The organism is Streptomyces sp. NPDC017943 (assembly GCF_044328425.1).
Lineage (GTDB): Bacteria > Actinomycetota > Actinomycetes > Streptomycetales > Streptomycetaceae > Streptomyces > Streptomyces djakartensis_A.
In genome coordinates, this window is sequence record NZ_JBIRHH010000005.1 from 464,094 (window position 1) to 481,937 (window position 17,844).

Below are 17,844 nucleotides of genomic sequence, written 5' to 3' on the forward strand. Positions count from 1 at the left end.
CGGCGTCGAGATCACGCCAAGATCCTCGATGTCGCCGTCCCGCCTCCCCGCACGGTCCGCACCGCCAATGGTGTGACCTTCACCGCTCCGCCTGTCAGGGGTGTGCAGCTACGTTACTCATAAGTAGCATGGGGACTGAGCGCGCGCTCAGCGCACCGCAGCAGCACTGCAATCCTGACCCTGGAGGAGAGCCATCGTGCCTCGTACCGTCAGGGACGTCGTCTTCGTCGACGGCGTCCGCACCCCGTTCGGCAAGGCGGGCCCGAAGGGCATCTACCACGAGACCCGCGCCGACGACCTCGTCGTGAAGGCGATCCGGGAGCTGCTGCGCCGCAACCCCGGCCTCGACCCGAAGAAGATCGACGAGGTCGCCATCGCCGCGACCACGCAGATCGGTGACCAGGGCCTGACCATCGGCCGCACCGCGGGCATCCTGGCCGGCCTGCCGCAGTCCGTGCCCGGCTACTCCATCGACCGCATGTGCGCCGGCGCGCTGACCGCCGTCACCACGGTCGCCGGCTCCGTGGCCTTCGGCGCCTACGACATCGCCATCGCCGGCGGCGTCGAGCACATGGGCCGCCACCCCATGGGCGAGGGTGTCGACCCGAACCCGCGGTTCGTCTCCGAGAAGCTGGTCGACGAGTCGGCCCTGTTCATGGGCATGACCGCGGAGAACCTGCACGACCGCTACCCGCAGATCACCAAGCTGCGCGCCGACGAGTACGCCGTGCGCTCCCAGGAGAAGGCCGCCAAGGCGTACGCCAACGGCAAGATCCAGGCCGACCTGGTGCCGATCTCGGTCCGCCGCACCTCGCCCGAGGCCGGTGAGACGGGCTGGGGCCTGGTCACCGCCGACGAGCCGATGCGCCCGGGCACGACCCTGGACAACCTCCAGGGCCTGAAGACCCCGTTCCGTGTCCACGGCCGGGTCACCGCGGGCAACGCCGCCGGTCTGAACGACGGCGCCACCGCCTCCCTCATCGCCTCCGAGGACTTCGCCCGGGAGCACGACCTCCCGGTGAAGATGCGCCTGGTCTCCTACTCCTTCGCGGGCGTCGAGCCGGAGGTCATGGGCTACGGCCCGATCCCGGCCACGGAGAAGGCGCTGGCCCAGGCCGGTCTGTCGATCTCCGACATCGGCCTGTTCGAGATCAACGAGGCCTTCGCCGTCCAGGTCCTGGCCTTCCTCGACCACTACGGCATCGCCGACGACGACGAGCGCGTCAACCAGTACGGCGGCGCCATCGCGTTCGGCCACCCGCTGGCCTCCTCCGGCGTCCGCCTGATGACGCAGCTGGCCCGCCAGTTCGAGGAGCAGCCGCACGTCCGCTACGGCCTGACCACCATGTGCGTCGGCTTCGGCATGGGCGCGACGGTCATCTGGGAGAACCCGCACTTCGAGGGGGACAAGTGAGCACCACCGCCGAGCTTCTGAAGCAGGCTTCCGAGCTGTTCCCGGACGAGGTCGTCACGAGTGCGCACGTACGCCACTTCGACCTCCCCCTGGGTGCCGGGCGCTTCGCCCTGATCACCCTGGACAACGGCCACGACCACACCAAGCCGACCACCTTCGGCCCGGCCTCGCTGGCGAACCTGAACGCCGCGATCGACCAGGTCGAGAAGGAGGCGGCGGACGGCGGGATCGTCGGCGTCGGCATCACCGGCAAGCCGTTCATCTTCGCGGTCGGCGCCGACCTCAAGGGCGTGGAGATCCTCAAGGAGCACGAGCACGCGCTCGCCATCGGCAAGGGCGGCCACGAGGTCTTCAAGCGGCTCTCCGGGCTGGCCGTGCCGACCTTCGCCTACTACAACGGCGCCGCGATGGGCGGCGGTGTCGAGGTCGGTCTGCACTGCACCTACCGGACCGTCTCCGCGGCCGTGCCGGCGTTCTCCCTGCCCGAGGTCTTCCTGGGCCTCGTCCCGGGCTGGGGCGGCTGCACGATCCTGCCGAACCTGATCGGCCCCGAGAAGGCCGTCTCGGTGATCATCGAGAACAGCCTCAACCAGAACAAGCAGCTCAAGGGCAAGCAGGTCTACGAGCTCGGGATCGCCGACGCGATCTTCGAGGGCGCGGACTTCCTGGAGCAGTCGCTGATCTGGACCGCGTCCGTCCTCAAGGGCGAGCTGAAGATCGAGCGCCCGGTGATCGACCGCGGCGAGGGCTGGGACCAGGCCGTCGCCAAGGGCCGCTTCATCGCGGACTCCAAGGTGCACGGCGCCGCCCCGGCCGCCTACCGCGCCCTGGACATCATCGACGCCGCCAGGAACGGCGACCTCCAGCAGGGCTACGACGCCGAGGACCAGGCCCTCGCCGACCTCATCATGGGCGGTGAACTGCGCGCCGGCATCTACGCCTTCAACCTGGTGCAGAAGCGCGGCAAGCGCCCGGCCGGCGCCCCGGACAAGAACCTGGCCCGCCCGGTCACCAAGGTCGGCGTCGTCGGCGCCGGTCTGATGGCCAGCCAGCTCGCGCTGCTGTTCCTGCGCCGCCTCGAGGTGCCGGTCGTGCTGACCGACATCGACCAGGAGCGCGTCGACAAGGGCGTGGGCTACGTCCACGGCGAGATCGACAAGCTGCTCGGCAAGGGCCGCATCAACCAGGACAAGGCCAACCGCCTCAAGGCGCTGGTGTCCGGTGTGCTGGACAAGGCCGAGGGCTTCTCGGACGCCGACTTCATCATCGAAGCGGTCTTCGAGGAGATGGGCGTCAAGCAGAAGGTGTTCGCGGAGGTCGAGGCGGTCGCCCCGGCGCACGCGGTCCTCGCCACCAACACCTCCTCGCTGTCGGTGTCGGAGATGGCCTCGAAGCTCAAGCACCCCGAGCGGGTCGTGGGCTTCCACTTCTTCAACCCGGTCGCCGTGCTGCCGCTGCTGGAGATCGTCCGCGGCGAGCAGACCGACGACGCCTCCCTGGCCACCGCGTTCGGTGTCGCCAAGAAGCTGAAGAAGACCGCGGTGCTCACCAAGGACGCCCCGGCGTTCGTCGTGAACCGCATCCTGACCCGCTTCATGGGCGAGATCCAGAACGTCATCGACGAGGGCACCCCCGTCGAGGTCGCCGAGAAGGCCGTCGAGCCGCTCGGTCTGCCGATGTCGCCGCTGGTCCTCCTGGAGCTCGTCGGCCCGGCCATCGGTCTGCACGTCTCCGAGACGCTCAACCGGGCCTTCCCGGACCGCTTCACGGTCTCCCCGAACCTCAAGGCGGTCGTCGAGGCGGGCAAGCGCGGCTTCTACGTCTACGACTCCGGCAAGCCGGAGCTGGACCCCGAGGTCGCCGCGCTGCTGAAGCAGGGCGACACCGTCCTGACGGAGGAGCAGGTCCGCGACCGCGTGCTCGACGCGGTGGCGCAGGAGATCGGCATCATGCTCGACGAGGGCGTGGTCGCCGAGGCGCAGGACATCGACCTCTGCCTCATCACCGGCGCCGGCTGGCCCTTCCACCTGGGCGGCATCACGCCGTACCTGGACCGTGAGGGCGTCTCCGAGCGGGTGAACGGCAAGCGGTTCCTGGCGCAGGGCGTCGCGTCCGTCCCGGCGTGAACCGTGCGCTGAACTGACCGTCAGGAGGGCCTCTCGCGCCATGCGGAGGCCCTCCTGTCATGCCCGGGTGCCCTCCCGTGCGCCCGCGGGCGGGTGGCTCACAGTTCGCGCCAGGCGGTGAGCGCCAGGCCCGGCTCGTCCTTGCGGCGGGCGAGGAGGAGCGTGCCCATGGAGGGCGAGAACGTGGCGGCGACGACTTCCTCGTGCTCGTCCAGCGCCAGCGCCACCAGGGCGTCCGACGGCAGCTGCGGACCCGACTCGGTCCACCAGGCCCCGGCGGGCTCCTGCTCGGTCGGATAGGCGGCGAAGGCGACCCGGCCGCTCGCCGACCGCTGGGCGAGCACCGTGCAGTCGTGCCCTTCGATGACGCACCGCACGGCGCTGACCGGCCCGGGCCCCGCGGCCGCGACAAGGCTCACCGGCTTCCCACCGGGGCGCCAGGCGCACAGGTCCCCGGACCCGTCCGTGAAGAAGACACTGGTGTGCTCGGCCGAGGTGGCGAGCGCGCGCAGGGTTCCCGGCCGGACGTCGACCTCCACCGTGTCGGCCAGCACCGGCTTCTTCCCGTCGCCCTCCTGCACCCAGTGCAGGATCATTCCGGGCGCCGAGGCGTACAGCTCCATCCGGCCCGACTCCCCCGCCACGGGCGCCAGTTGCTCGCCGACGTCCTCGCCCCCGAGGTCGTGCCAGCCGCCCCAGCCGCCCCTGACCTTCTGGTTGCGCAGGCCCACCCCGCCGCGGGCGTTCCGCACGAAGACGTAGCCGCGCCCGGGGCCGTCGACGGCGACGGCCGGCGGGCCCGTGCGCTCACCCTGCTTGTCCGGGTGCCCGATCGGCACCCAGTCCAGGGGCGCCAGGCGGGGCCGGAAGTGCGTGGTGTGCACGAGGCCGGACTCCCCCGGCACGGTGGGCCGCCAGGCCGCCAGGTGGGCGTAGCGGTCGGCGCCCTGTCCGACGGCCCCGCCCGGGTGCAGCTTCTGGCTGCCGCCGACGGTGCGCGGGACGTCCTCCCAGGGGCCACCGGGGCCGCGCTCCGCGCGGCACAGGACGGCTTCGCCGGAGGGCAGGTAGACGGTGAGGCGGCCGTCGCGGCCGCGGATGAACCAGTCGCCGTTCACCCGTTCACCTTATGCGGGTCCGGTGACCCGGTGCGCGGCCCACCCCCGGTTACGGTGCCCGGCGCCGTGCGATCCTGGCCGGATGAACGCGCCCGAGCCGGTCCTCGTCGTCGTCGACGCCGCCAACGTCGTCGGATCCGTGCCGGACGGGTGGTGGCGGGACCGCAAGGGGGCGGCGGAGCGGCTGCGGGACCGGCTCGCGTCGGACGGGATCGCCGGGGTGCCCGGGCCCGTGGAGATCGTGCTCGTGGTGGAGGGGGCGGCGCGGGGAGTCGAGTCGGTGCCCGGGGTGCGGGTGTCGCCGGCACGGGGCAGCGGCGACGACCACATCGTGGAGGTGGTCGCGTCGGCGGGCGACCGCCGGGTCCTCGTGGTCACGGCGGACCGGGAGCTGCGCGCCCGGGTCGGTGCACTGGGGGCGGACGTGGCGGGCCCCCGGACGGCCCGTCCGTAGAGCGCCCCCGGCCACGGCGGGGCCGCGGCCGGGGCGCTGCTCACCGCGGGCTACCGCAGGTCCACCGGCTCCGCCGGCTCCTCCCCCTTGGCCAGGCGGCTGTGCGAACGGCCGTACAGGAAGTACACCAGGAACCCGGCGGCCATCCAGATGCCGAACCGGACCCACGTCTCGGCGGGCAGGTTGATCATCAGCCACAGCGAGGCGCACACCGACAGGATCGGGATGACCGGCACCCACGGGGTGCGGAAGGAGCGGGGCAGGTCCGGGCGCGTCCGGCGCAGGATGATCACGCCGATCGCCACGACCACGAAGGCGAACAGCGTGCCGATGTTCACCAGGGCCGCCAGCTCGGTCAGCGGCGTGAAGCCGGCCAGGACCGCGATGATCACGCCCAGCAGGATCGTCGGCCGGTGCGGGGTCTTGAAGCGCGGGTGCACGTGCGAGAAGAAGCGCGGCAGCAGCCCGTCCCGGCTCATCGCGAAGAACACCCGCGTCTGCCCGAGCAGCAGGATCATGCACACCGTCGTGAGGCCGACCGCGGCGCCGAAGCTGATGAAGCCCGCGAACCACGGGTGCCCGGTGGCCTTGAACGCGTCGGCGAGCGGCGCGTCGATGGACAGCTTGGTGTAGTTCTGCATACCGGTGACGACGATCGACACCAGGACGTAGAGCGTGGTGCAGATGATCAGGGAGCCGATGATGCCGCGCGGCATGTCCCGCTGCGGGTTGCGCGTCTCCTCGGCCGCCGTGGCCACGACGTCGAAGCCGATGAACGCGAAGAACACCACCGAGGCGGCGGTGAAGATGCCCATCACGCCGAAGTTGGAGGGCGCCCAGCCGAACATCAGCTGGATCAGCGGCGAGTCGAGACTGGACCCGGCGTCCACCGGCTTGGACTTCGGGACGAACGGGTCGTAGTTGTCGCCCTTGATGAGGAACGCGCCCGCGATGATCACGACCATGACGACCGTCACCTTGATGGCGACGACGACCGAGGTGACGCGCGCCGACAGCTTCATGCCGAGCACGAGGATGCCGGTGAGGACGAGGACGAGCGCGGCGGCGAGGATGTCGAAGCCGAACACGTCGGCGCCCTCGCGGCTGCCCAGGGCCGCGGGCATCGTCCAGCCCGCGTTCTCCATGAGCGACTGGATGTAGCCCGACCAGCCGACGGCCACCACCGCCGTCCCGAGCGCGAACTCCAGGACGAGGTCCCAGCCGATGATCCAGGCGGGCAGTTCGCCGAGCGACGCGTACGAGAACGTGTAGGCGGACCCGGCGACCGGAACGGTGGAGGCGAACTCGGCGTAGCAGAGCGCGGCGAGCGCGCACGCGATGCCGGCCGCGACGAACGCCAGGGCCACCGCGGGCCCGGCGTTGTTCTTGGCGACTGTGCCGGTGAGTACGAAGATGCCGGTACCGATGATCACACCGACGCCGAAGACGGTCAGATCCAGCGCGGACAAGGACTTCTTGAGCGCGTGCTCCGGCTCCTCGGTGTCACGGATGGACTGCTCGACCTTCTTCGTCCGGAAGAGGGTACTGCTCACGGGGTACCTCCCACGCTTGTCGTCCTCGACATGATCGAGAGGTGGCACCCTCCGTATGCCCCGGCACGGGCGCATTCACGCCAATGGGCCGGTTACACCACCCTCACGGTGGGGTAACCGACCCATTCCGGTCTGCCCGGTTGCGTCCGTCGTCGCGGGCGCCCTGCGGCGGTCAGTCGCGCGCGGACTCCACGGTCTCCGCGGCGCCGCGCTCGTACCGGCCGTCCAGCTTGGCGACCAGCCCGGTCACCTGGCGGGCGATGTCCGGCGCGGTCAGCCCGATCTCGGCCATGACCTCGGCGCGGGAGGCGTGGTCGAGGAAGCGCGGCGGGATGCCGAAGTCCCGCAGCGGCACGTCGACACCCGCGTCGCGCAGCGCCTGGGCGATCGCCGAGCCGACACCGCCTACCCGGCTGTTGTCCTCGACGGTGACGACCACCCGGTGCTGCTCGGCGAGCGGGGCCAGGGCCTCGTCGACGGGCTTGACCCAGCGCGGGTCGACGACGGTCGTGGAGATGCCCTGCCTGTCGAGCAGCCCGGCGATCTCCAGGCACATCGGCGCGAGCGCGCCGACGGAGACCAGGAGCACGTCCGGCCGGTCCGTGCCCGGCTCGCGCAGCACGTCCATGCCGCCCACGCGGCTCACGGCCGGCACGGCGGGGCCGACGGCGCCCTTGGAGAAGCGGACCACCGTCGGCGCGTCCTCCACGGCGACGGCCTCGCGCAGCTGGGCGCGCACCTGGTCGGCGTCGCGCGGGGCGGCCAGCCGCAGGCCGGGCACGACCTGGAGGATCGACATGTCCCACATGCCGTTGTGGGAGGCGCCGTCGGTGCCGGTGACCCCGGCGCGGTCGAGCACGAAGGTGACGCCGCACTTGTGCAGGGCCACGTCCATCAGCACCTGGTCGAAGGCGCGGTTGAGGAAGGTGGCGTACACGGCGAACACCGGGTGGACGCCGCCGGTGGCGAGACCGGCCGCGGAGACGGCGCCGTGCTGCTCGGCGATGCCGACGTCGTAGACCCGCTCGGGGAAGCGCTTGGCGAACTTGTCGAGGCCGACCGGCTGGAGCATGGCGGCCGTGATGGCGACGATGTCCTCGCGCTCCTCGCCGAGCTTGACCATCTCCTCGCCGAACACGGAGGTCCAGTCGGCGCCGGAGCTGGCGATCGGCAGGCCCGTGTCGGGGTGGATCTTGCCGACGGCGTGGAAGCGGTCGGCCTCGTCCTGGAGGGCGGGCTGGTAGCCGCGGCCCTTCTCGGTGAGGCAGTGCACGATGACCGGCCCGCCGAACCGCTTGGCCTTGGCGAGCGCCGACTCCAGGGCCTCGACGTCGTGCCCGTCGATGGGGCCGACGTACTTCAGGCCCAGGTCCTCGAACATGCCCTGGGGGGCGATGAAGTCCTTCAGGCCCTTCTTGGCGCCGTGCAGGGTGTCGAACAGCGGCTTCCCGACGACCGGGGTGCGGTCCAGGATGTCCTTGGTGCGGGCGAGGAAGCGCTCGTAGCCGTCGGTGGTGCGCAGCGTGGCCAGGTGGTTGGCGAGGCCGCCGATGGTGGGCGCGTAGGAGCGCTCGTTGTCGTTGACCACGATGACCAGCGGGCGGTCCTTGGCCTCGGCGATGTTGTTGAGCGCCTCCCAGGCCATGCCGCCGGTGAGGGCGCCGTCGCCGATGACGGCCACGACGTGGCTGTCGCGCCGGTGCAGCTCGTTGGCCTTGGCGATGCCGTCGGCCCAGCCGAGGACGGTCGAGGCGTGCGAGTTCTCGATGACGTCGTGCTCGGACTCCGCCTGCGAGGGGTAGCCGGACAGGCCGCCCTTCATCTTCAGCTTCGAGAAGTCCTGGCGGCCGGTGAGCAGCTTGTGCACGTAGGACTGGTGGCCGGTGTCCCAGAGCACCTTGTCCTTGGGCGAGTCGAAGACCCGGTGCAGGGCGATGGTGAGCTCCACCACGCCGAGGTTGGGGCCGAGGTGACCGCCGGTCTTGGAGACGGCTTCGACAAGGAAGGTCCGGATCTCCTCCGCCAGCTGGTTCAGCTCCTCCAGGTTGAGCCGGTCCAGATCGCGCGGTCCCCTGATACGGGTCAGCAGCGGCACCCGTGCCTCCTTGCAGTAGAGCTGTTGCCGGGCTTGTCGAGTCTAATGTTCCGCCCGGGCGGGCGGCGCCGTGGCTCCGGGCCGTACGTCACGCGTTCGGCTCTACCCATGATGCGCCCCGCCCACGACACACGAGTGCCCGGTACCGGGTGGTACCGGGCACAGGTGTGCGGTTCGGGGTTACGCGCGACCCGCGGTCTTCTGCGTCTTGCGCGTCACGGCGTCGATGACGACGGTGGCCAGGAGCACGCCACCGGTGATCATGTACTGGACCGGGGAGGCGATGCCCTCCAGGGCCAGCCCGTACTGGATCGACACGATGACCAGCACACCGAGCAGCGCGTTCCAGGTGCGTCCGCGGCCGCCGAAGAGCGACGTACCGCCGATCACCGCCGCGGCGATCGCGTTCATCAGCAGGTCACCGCCGCCGGCGCCCTGGTTGGCCGCGGCGATCTTGGAGGCGATGAACAGACCGCCCACCGCGGCGAAGGTGCCGGAGATCGCGAACACGGAGATGCGGACCATCTCCACGTTGATGCCGGCGCGGCGCGAGGCCTCGACGCTGCCGCCGAGGGCGAACACCTTGCGGCCGTACGCGGTCCGGCGCAGGACGAAGTCCGTCACCAGCAGCACCGCGATGAAGATCACCACGGCCAGCGGCAGGCCCTTGTACTGGTTGAAGACGATCGCCACGGCGAACGCCAGGACCGCCAGCAGCACGGTCCGCACGATGGTCTCGCTCAGCGGCCGGGACGGCACACCCGCGGCCTCGCGGCGGCGGTTGCCCAGGAAGGAGCTGAGGAAGTACCCGGCGGTCACCACCGCGGCCAGCGCGTACGCGGCGGCCACGTCGGAGAAGTAGTAGCTGGTCAGCTGGGCCACGACCCCGTCCGGGTCGAGGTTGATGGTGCCGTTGTCGCCCAGGATCTGGAGCATGAAGCCGTTCCAGAACAGCAGACCGGCCAGGGTGACGGCGAAGGCGGGGACGCCGATCTTCGCGAAGAAGAAGCCGTGCAGCACGCCGGCGACCGTGCCGGTGAGGATGGCCAGCACGAAGGCGAGCCACTCGTTCATGCCGTTGGTGACGTTCAGCACCGCGAAGCTGGCGCCGGCGACACCGGACACGGAGCCGACCGACAGGTCGATCTCGCCGAGCAGCAGCACGAACACGATGCCGACGGCGATCATGCCGGTGCCGACCATCGCGACGGACATGTCGGAGAGGTTGCCGGCGGTGAGGAAGTTGGAGTTCAGGCTCGCGAAGATGATCCAGATGATCGCCAGGCCGATGACGACCGGGAGGGACCCCAGGTCACCGGACTTCATCTTGCGCTTGAACTCGCTGACGTAGCCCTTGAGTCCCTGCTCGCGCACCAGCAGCCGGGGGTCGACCACCGTGACGGCGGCCTTGGCCGCCTCGGGGTTCTCCACGACGTGGTCTTCCGGAGCCGCGGAGGTCTTGTCGATGCTCACTTGGATACCTCCCCGTTCGTGCGCGCCGCACGGCGGGTCACGGCGTTGTCGGTGGCGCCGGTGATGGCGGAGATGATCTCCTCCTGCGAGGTCGACTTGACCTCGAAGACGCCGTTGTTGCGGCCCAGGCGCAGCACGGCGACCTTGTCCGCGACGGCCTTCACGTCGGCCATGTTGTGGCTGATGAGGATGACGGCGTGGCCGCGCTCGCGCAGCCGCTCGACGAGGTCGAGGACCTGCGCGGTCTGCTCCACGCCGAGGGCGGCGGTGGGCTCGTCGAGGATGACCAGCTTCGGCTCGCCGAGCATGGACCGGGCGATGGCCACGGTCTGGCGCTGACCGCCGGACAGCGAGGCGATCGGGATGCGCACGCTGGGAATGCGGATCGACAGCGTGTCGAGCAGCTCGCGGGAGCGGCGCTCCATCTCCACCTCGTCCAGGACGCCGCGCTTGCGGATCTCCCGGCCCAGGTAGAGGTTGCCGACGACGTCGATGTTGTCGCAGAGCGCGAGGTCCTGGTAGACGGTCGCGATGCCCAGGTTCTGGGCGTCGTGCGGCTTGGTGATCTGGACGGGCCTGCCGTCCCACTCGATGACGCCTTCATCGATGGGGTGCACGCCGGCGATCGTCTTGACCAGCGTGGACTTTCCGGCGCCGTTGTCGCCGACCAGGGCGACCACCTCACCGGCGTGGATCTCGAGCTCTACGTCGGTGAGCGCCTGGACGGCACCGAATCGCTTGGAGACCCCGCGCAACGCCAGCACGGGCGTAGCGGACACGTGAACCATCTCCTTCGCCGCCTGACCCGGCGGGAGGTTGTGCAGAAGTGTGGGAGGAGTGATCACTCCGGCGCCCCGCATAGCTTGCGGGGCTGGTGTGGCGGGGCGCCGGAGGAACTCGGGGCAGCCGGTCCCCTGGTGGGCGCGGGAGTCCGGGGGCGGACTCCCGTGTCCCGGGGACGGGAGGGCTGCTTACTTGAGACCGATCTTGTCGCAGGCGGCCTTGTACTTGCCCGTGCAGATGTCGTTCACGGTGTAGATGCCGTCCTTGATGACGGTGTCCTTGATGTTGTCCTGGGTCAGGGAGACGACCGGGACCAGGACGGACGGGACGGCCTTGGTGGTCGGGCTGTCGACCTTGTCCTTGGCGACCGAGTCGAGCGACTTGCCCTGGGCGAGGGCGACGGCCATCTCGGCCGCGACGTCCGCCTCCTGCGGGTAGGGCTTGTAGACGCTCATGTACTGCTCACCGGTGACGATGCGCTGCACACCGGCGAGTTCGGCGTCCTGGCCGGTGACCGGGATGTCGTCGATGCCGGCGGCCTTCAGGGCCGTGATGATGCCGCCCGCCATGCCGTCGTTGGCGGAGTAGACGCCGACGATCTTGTTCTTGCCGAGGGCGGAGATGGCGCCCTCCATGTTGGCGTTGGCGTTCTCCGGCTTCCACTCCTTGGTGTCGTACTCGCGGCCGATCTTGACCTTGCCGTCGAGCACGGAGTGCGCGCCCTTCTTGAACTGGGCGGCGTTGGGGTCGGTGGAGGAGCCGTTCATCATGACGATCTGGCCGTCCTTGGCCTTGTCGCCCAGCGCCTTCAGCAGGGCCTCGCCCTGGGTCTTGCCGACCGTCTCGTTGTCGAACGAGGTGTAGGCGTCGATCGGGCCCTCGGCCAGGCGGTCGTAGGCGACGACGGGGATGCCCGCGTCCTTGGCCTTCTTCACCGAGCCGGCGATCGCCTTGGAGTCCACCGCGTCCACGATCAGCACGTCGACCTTGTTGGTCACCATCGTGTCGACCTGCTGGTTCTGCGTGCTGGCGTCCTGCTTGGCGTTGGCGTAGACGACCTCGCCCTTGCCGTTGGTGAGCTCCTTGACCTTCTTCTCGATGAGCGGACGGTCGAACTTCTCGTAACGGGCGGTCGCGTTCTCGGGAAGGAGCAGACCGACCTTGATGTCGTCGCCCTTCTTGGCGGACCCGGAGGAGTCGGCCTTGTCACCGGACTCCTTGGCGCTGCCACAAGCGGCGAGCGAAACAGCCATGGCACCGGCGGCAATCGCAACGGCGGCGCGACGCATACGCGTGTTCACTTCAGAAACCTCCCTGACGAGGCCGCGACATTGCGGCCGAGGTGGCTGGAAGTCAACTCGGCCGCGCGTGCGACGTCAAGAAGTAAATCCTTAACGAGATGGCAACGGTGCCATCCGTTCTCTAAGTGAAGGCAGGGGTGACCGCCTGCCGGGGTGCCCCGGCAGTCCCGTCCAGAAGGGTCGAATCGCCCATTTCACTGAGGGCCAGAGCGAGGGCCCCGAGCACCTCCGCGCGGCCCCCGAGGGCGCCGGGAAGGACGGTCAACTGCCGTGCGGCGCTGGGGATCGCGTAGCGTCCGACGGACTCCCGTATGGGCCCGAGCACCAGCTCGCCGGCCTCGGCGAGATCACCGCCGAGCACCACGCGGCTCGGGTTCAGCAGGTTGCACAGGTTGGCCACTCCGCTGCCGATGTGGCGGCCGACGTCGGCGATCACCCGACGGCAGCCCGGGTCTCCGTCCCGCGCCAGCCGCACGACGCCCTCCATGGTCAAGTCGGTGCCGTGGCTGGACTGGAGGAGCGGGAGCACGTAGCGCGCGGCCGTGAAGGTCTCCAGGCAGCCGCGGTTGCCGCAGCGGCAGACGGGGCCTGATTCGTCGAGTGTAATATGCCCGATTTCTCCGGCTGTGCCGCCGGGACCGCGGTAGATCTTCCCGCTGATCACGAGCCCGGCGCCGACACCACTGGCGACCTTGATGTACGCCAGGTCGCGCACGCCCCGGCCGCTGCCCCAGACCATCTCGCCCAGGGCGCCGAGGTTGGCGTCGTTGTCCACGTGGACGGGGACCCCGAGGCGGCCGTGGAGCTCCTCGGCGGGGTTGGTGCCGGTCCAGCCCGGGAGGATGGCGGTGGAGCCGAGGGTGCCGGACTCCACGTCGATGGGGCCGGGGACGCCGAGACCGATGCCGGCGATCTTGGAGCGGTCGACGCCGGTCGCCTTGATCAGGCGACTGACCAGCTGTTCCGCGCGGTCGAAGCCCTGGGCGGACGAGGCGTCGACGTCCAGCGGCTCGGACTCCTCCGCCAGCACCTGGTGGGCGAGGTTGCCGACGGCGACGCGCAGGTGGGTGTGGCCGAAGTCGACGCCGATGACGATGCCGGCGTCGCCGCTGAGGGACACGCTGCGCGCCCTGCGGCCGCCGGCGGAGGTCGGGGTGACCTCGACGGTGCCGCCGTCCTTCAACTCCCGGACGATGTTGGAGACCGTCGCCGCGGACAGACCCGTCGTCCGGGCGATCTCGGCCTGGGTGAGGGAGCCCGCCAGGCGCACGGCTCGTACGACACGCTCCAGGTTGGCTCGGTGCAGCGACGACTGCGACCCCGGAGTCTCCACGACGACCTCCTGCGCACGGGGCCGCATCGGTGAGGCCCCGTCTATGTCCAACTAGTGAACTCTAAGCTGAGCCGTTCGGGTCGCCTCCCGTCAAGAGGTTGAACCGATTCCAGGGTGTGTGCGTCTCGTCGCGGACGGCTATGCGGGGGTACGCGCTTTCCGCCTGCGGCGGCCTGTGCGGGTGCTCGGGGGTGTGCGTTTCGCCTGCCGGCGGGTGGGGGGTCGGGGCCGCGCCGTGTGGTGTCCGTCCTCGGAACGGCGCGATCGACGTGCGTGCCGACTGACTGTCCGTTGACGCGCCAACCAGCTGCGGGCGGACACCCCCCGGCACGACCCCTTCTCGCCGTACGCGGGTGCGGACCGCCCCAACTGCGGGCATGCGTGCCGCTAGGGGCGGCACGGGTGGGCGCAGCGGCACCCCGCCACGCCGGGTTGCGGAGCCACCCGCGCCTCAGCGGCACCGCCGAGCATCTAGGAGCGCCCTCGGGGGTGAACCCCCGGTTCCTACTTCAGCGCACCCGCCGTCAGCCCCTGGACCACCTGCCGCTGGAAGACGATGTACGCGGCCAGGACCGGCAGCATCGCCATCACCAGGCCCGCGAAGAGGCCCGACCAGTCGCCCTTGTAGCCCTGGCTGACCGCCAGCTGGACCAGGCCCTGGGTGAGGACCCTCTTGTCGGGGTCGGTGTTGAGGACCGTGGGAAGCATGTACTGGTTCCACTGGCCCAGGAAGTTGAAGATGCCCACGCTGATCAGGCCCGGCTTGGCCATGGGCAGCATGATCTGGAAGAACGTGCGGCTGTGTGAGGCGCCGTCGACGAAGGCCGCTTCGGCGATCGACGTCGGGAGGGTACGGAAGAACGCCGTGAGGAAGAACACCGTGAACGGCAGCGAGTAGGCGATGTAGACCAGGATCAGGCCGTGGATGGTGTTCAGCAGCCCCATGTTGTTCACGACGTAGAACAGCGGGACCAGGGCCAGCATGATCGGGAAGCTCATGCCGCCGATGAACAGGAAGTAGATGAAGCGGTTGCCCGGGAAGTCGAAGCGGGCCAGGACGTAGGCCGCCATGGAGCCCAGGACCAGGGTGCCGATGAGCGATCCGCCGACCACGAGGACCGTGTTCAGGAAGTAGTCGCTCATGTTGGCCTCGGTCCACGCCCGCGACCAGTTGTCGAAGTGCAGCGAGTCCGGGAGGGACCAGGGCGAGCTGAAGATGGAGCGGTCGTCCTTGAAGGACGTCATGACCGCCCAGAGCAGCGGCATGACCACCATGATCGCCCAGATGACCAGCACGCCGTGCGAGAAGACGTTGAGGACCGTGCCCTCTTTCCTCGCCCTGGGCGGTGCGGCCGGCGGCAGGTCCTCCTTGGTGAGGACGGCACCGGACTCGGCCGGGAGCGGAGCGGGGGTTTCGGTGGTCTTCATCAGTACTCCAGCCGCTCGCGGCGGCCCAGCCGCATCACGACGGCGGCGAAGGCCAGCGTGACGACGAGCAGGGCGACACCGATGGTCGTGGCGTAGGCGGCCTGCCCGTCCCGGAACGCCTTCTGGTACACGTACAGGACCATGACGGTGGTCGAGTAGTCGGGACCGCCCGGCCCGGTCGTCATGATCTGCACGACCGCGAACGACTCGGCGCCCAGGGCGAGGATGCCCATGTAGACCCAGCCGGACTGCACCGTGTCCCACAGGAGGGGCAGAGTGATCCGGAAGAACGTGGTGACGCGGTTCGCGCCGTCCAGCAGGGCCGCCTCGTACATGTCCGAGGGGATGGAGGCCATGCCCGCGGAGAAGAGGACCACGAAGAAGCCGACCGTGGACCAGACGAGGACCCCCATCACCGCCCAGAGGGCCAGATCGGGGTCGCCCAGCCAGAGGGGCTGGACGTCGTCCAGGCCGATGCCGCGCAGGAGCGAGTTGATCGCGCCGCTGTCCGGGTTGTACGCGAACGCGAACAGCAGCGCGACGATGGCGATCGAGAGGACCTGCGGGAAGAAGTAGACGATCTTGTAGAAGGAGGAACCGCGGACGCCGGTGACCACCGGGCCGTTCCTCCTCTTCCGGCCGCCCACGTTGATCATGAAGGCGAAGAACAGCGCGAGGCCGATCGTCACCACCGGCAGCAGGAGGGCGAACAGCAGGCTGTGCTGCAACGACTTCCAGAAGATGTCGTCGTCGAGCATCCGGCTGTAGTTGTCGAAACCGACCATCTTGAATTCGGGGCTCAGGCCGGTCCAGTCCGTGAACGAGTAGTAGATGGACTGGATGAACGGCCATACCACGAAGAGGGCGTACAGTCCCAGGGGCAGCGCGAGGAAGCCCACGATGAACCGGTACTTGCCGTGCTGCATCGCCACTCCGGTGCCGTTGCGGAAATTGGTTTTCCGGTGCCGTTACTGGTGCTTGTAGTGCTTGATGGAGTCGTCCTTGGCGGCCTCGTCGGCGAAGCCCTGGATCTTCTTGATGGCTTCGGCCGGGGTGAGGCGGCCGGCCATCATCTCGCCGAGGCCGGACACCCCGATCTTCTCCTTCTGCAACTGCACGTACCAGTCCTGCAGACGGGGATTCACCACGTTCTCGCCCGCCTTGTCCAGCGCAGCGACGCCGGACTTGAGGCCGGGGGTGAGGGGGATGCCGTCGGTGCCGCCGTTGTAGGCGGTCAGCGACTTCACCTTGCCGGTGAAGTTCTTCGACGACGCCTCGCTGAGCATGATGCGCAGCTGCTCCATGCCGCCGGCGGCGTTCTTCGCCTTGGCCGGGACGATGAAGGGCTCGCCGCCGGAGGCCCAGATGGTGCCGAACGGCATCTTGTCGGAGGAGTCGAGGCCGGTGGGCGCGGAGACCGCGAGGTCGAAGTCCTCCGGGATGACGTTCGCCGACTCGTTCTCCACCCAGGAGCCGTTCGGGAGGAACAGCGCCTTGCCCTCGGCCCACGCCGTCTGCGACTGGATGTGGTCCAGACCCGGGGTGCCCTTGAGGACGTATCCCTTCTTGTAGAGCTCGTAGTAGGCCTCGAAGCAGGCCTTGACGGCCGGGTGCTTCCAGGCGTTCGGCTCCAGGTTGTCGATGGCGTCGAGGACTTCGCGGCCGCCGACCTTGCCGATCATCGGGTAGAGCGAGAAGGGGATGTAGTAGGGGTACTTGCCCGCGTACGTCCAGCCCGCCATGCCCTTCTTCTTGGCCTTGGCGCAGACCGCGAGCATCTGGTCCCAGGTCTCCGGGTACTGCTCGTCGAGCGAGTCCAGGGCCTTCTGCGAGTACCACACGCCGTAGACGGTGTAGGCGTAGTACAGGATCCAGACCTTCTCGCCGTCGAACTGGCCCATCTCCACGATGCCGGGGCGCAGCGTGTCGCGGACCTTCTTGGCCGGGTCGTCGTAGGAGGGCGCGTCCAGCAGCGGGGTGAGGTCGGTGAGCTGGTTCTTGCCGACGAGGACGCCCATGTCCATCTGCTCGGCGCCGGAGTTGTCGATGAGGTCCGGCGGGGTGCCCTGGTTGAAGCGGGGCTGGAGCGTGGACTGGATCTTCTGGGTGGCGGAGAACTTCACCGACGCCTTGGGGAAGTTCTTCTCGTAGATCTTCACGGCGTCCTCGGCGTACTCCTTGCCGAAACCACCGTCGAACAGGACGAATTCCATGCCCGCCGTGTCATTGACGGCGAGCGGGTTCTTCGCGGTCTTCTTGCCGGCCTTGGCCTTGTCCCCGCTGTCGTCCCCGCCGCTGCTCGCGCAGGCGGACAGGAAACTCATGGTGGGGACGGAGATCAGCCCGAGCGCGGCGGACCTTTTGATCAGATCACGGCGGCCGACACCCTCGGTGCCGTGGTGCTCGGCGGAAGTGGATCCCATGCTCAAGTCCTCGCCTTCTCCAGGACTCAGGCGGTGAACCGGATCCTTGCCGGCACCGCGATCGGGTCAAGCTGGGTCGTGCAGGAAAGTGCGGTTGGTGACGTGCGGATCGTGTGAATCGCCCGACAGGTATAGTCCACTTCCCGCCAACGGATCAAGATCGAACACAAGGTTCCTCGCGGGTCTTATCCGAGTTGAGACCTCGCGGAAGTATGAGCGGCCTGTACGTTTCCCGGTGGAAAAATCCCGGTCGCGGCCCTCGAATGCCACAGACAACACCCTTGACACATCGCGGCACTTGGGCAACTACTGGTCCTTGCGCATTGAAGCTGACAACGTTGTC

At 69.2% G+C, this 17,844-nt stretch carries 13 protein-coding genes; 3 read left to right on the forward strand and 10 right to left on the reverse strand.

Going from position 1 to position 17,844, the window contains the following annotated elements:
* The first annotated feature begins 196 nt into the window (after positions 1-196).
* Both ACH4C6_RS19035 and ACH4C6_RS19040 read left to right on the forward strand, forming a co-directional pair.
* Positions 197-1,414 (forward strand): thiolase family protein, encoded by a 1,218-nt coding sequence (locus ACH4C6_RS19035; protein WP_398109729.1) that lies wholly within the window; start codon positions 197-199, stop codon positions 1,412-1,414.
* Positions 1,411-3,540: a 3-hydroxyacyl-CoA dehydrogenase NAD-binding domain-containing protein gene (locus ACH4C6_RS19040; RefSeq protein ID WP_398109730.1), complete on the forward strand. Its 2,130-nt coding sequence runs from the start codon at positions 1,411-1,413 to the stop codon at positions 3,538-3,540. Before ACH4C6_RS19035 ends, ACH4C6_RS19040 begins: the two co-directional genes overlap by 4 nt.
* Before the next feature lie 98 nt (positions 3,541-3,638).
* Here ACH4C6_RS19040 and ACH4C6_RS19045 read toward each other — a convergent pair whose 3' ends face one another.
* Positions 3,639-4,658: a hypothetical protein gene (locus tag ACH4C6_RS19045; protein ID WP_398109731.1), complete on the reverse strand. Its 1,020-nt coding sequence runs from the start codon at positions 4,656-4,658 to the stop codon at positions 3,639-3,641.
* A gap of 82 nt (positions 4,659-4,740) precedes the next feature.
* On the opposite strand from ACH4C6_RS19045, the gene ACH4C6_RS19050 reads away from it, so the two are divergent.
* Complete coding sequence (locus tag ACH4C6_RS19050) at positions 4,741-5,112, forward strand: NTP pyrophosphohydrolase (protein WP_398109732.1); 372 nt, start codon at positions 4,741-4,743, stop codon at positions 5,110-5,112.
* 50 nt (positions 5,113-5,162) lie between these two features.
* Here the strand turns inward: ACH4C6_RS19050 and ACH4C6_RS19055 are convergent, their stop codons facing one another.
* The 9 genes from ACH4C6_RS19055 to ngcE all read right to left on the reverse strand — a co-directional run bounded on the left by ACH4C6_RS19055 (position 5,163) and on the right by ngcE (position 17,501).
* Entirely contained in the window at positions 5,163-6,665 is a 1,503-nt protein-coding gene (locus ACH4C6_RS19055) for an amino acid permease (RefSeq protein WP_398109733.1), read from the reverse strand.
* A 172-nt stretch (positions 6,666-6,837) separates the two neighbouring features.
* On the reverse strand, positions 6,838-8,760 hold the full coding sequence (gene dxs, locus ACH4C6_RS19060) for a 1-deoxy-D-xylulose-5-phosphate synthase (protein WP_398109734.1): 1,923 nt from the start codon (positions 8,758-8,760) through the stop codon (positions 6,838-6,840).
* Positions 8,761-8,940: 180 nt separating this feature from the next.
* Positions 8,941-10,233, reverse strand: a complete 1,293-nt coding sequence (locus ACH4C6_RS19065; RefSeq protein WP_398109735.1) for a sugar ABC transporter permease — start codon at positions 10,231-10,233, stop codon at positions 8,941-8,943.
* Positions 10,230-11,021 (reverse strand): ATP-binding cassette domain-containing protein, encoded by a 792-nt coding sequence (locus tag ACH4C6_RS19070; RefSeq protein WP_398109736.1) that lies wholly within the window; start codon positions 11,019-11,021, stop codon positions 10,230-10,232. The genes ACH4C6_RS19065 and ACH4C6_RS19070 overlap by 4 nt, the downstream gene beginning before the upstream one ends.
* 183 nt (positions 11,022-11,204) lie before the next feature.
* Positions 11,205-12,305, reverse strand: a complete 1,101-nt coding sequence (locus ACH4C6_RS19075) for a sugar ABC transporter substrate-binding protein (protein WP_398109934.1) — start codon at positions 12,303-12,305, stop codon at positions 11,205-11,207.
* Between the two features lie 133 nt (positions 12,306-12,438).
* Positions 12,439-13,650: an ROK family protein gene (locus ACH4C6_RS19080; RefSeq protein WP_398109737.1), complete on the reverse strand. Its 1,212-nt coding sequence runs from the start codon at positions 13,648-13,650 to the stop codon at positions 12,439-12,441.
* Positions 13,651-14,154: 504 nt separating this feature from the next.
* The gene (locus ACH4C6_RS19085; protein WP_398109738.1) at positions 14,155-15,078 is read right to left on the reverse strand and encodes a carbohydrate ABC transporter permease; all 924 of its coding nucleotides are present in this window, start codon (positions 15,076-15,078) and stop codon (positions 14,155-14,157) included.
* A complete protein-coding gene (locus ACH4C6_RS19090; RefSeq protein WP_398109739.1) occupies positions 15,078-16,004 on the reverse strand; it encodes a carbohydrate ABC transporter permease in 927 nt (308 codons plus the stop codon). Before ACH4C6_RS19090 ends, ACH4C6_RS19085 begins: the two co-directional genes overlap by 1 nt.
* A gap of 42 nt (positions 16,005-16,046) precedes the next feature.
* Positions 16,047-17,501, reverse strand: a complete 1,455-nt coding sequence (ngcE, locus tag ACH4C6_RS19095) for an N-acetylglucosamine/diacetylchitobiose ABC transporter substrate-binding protein (RefSeq protein ID WP_398109740.1) — start codon at positions 17,499-17,501, stop codon at positions 16,047-16,049.
* Between the last annotated feature and the right edge of the window lie 343 nt (positions 17,502-17,844).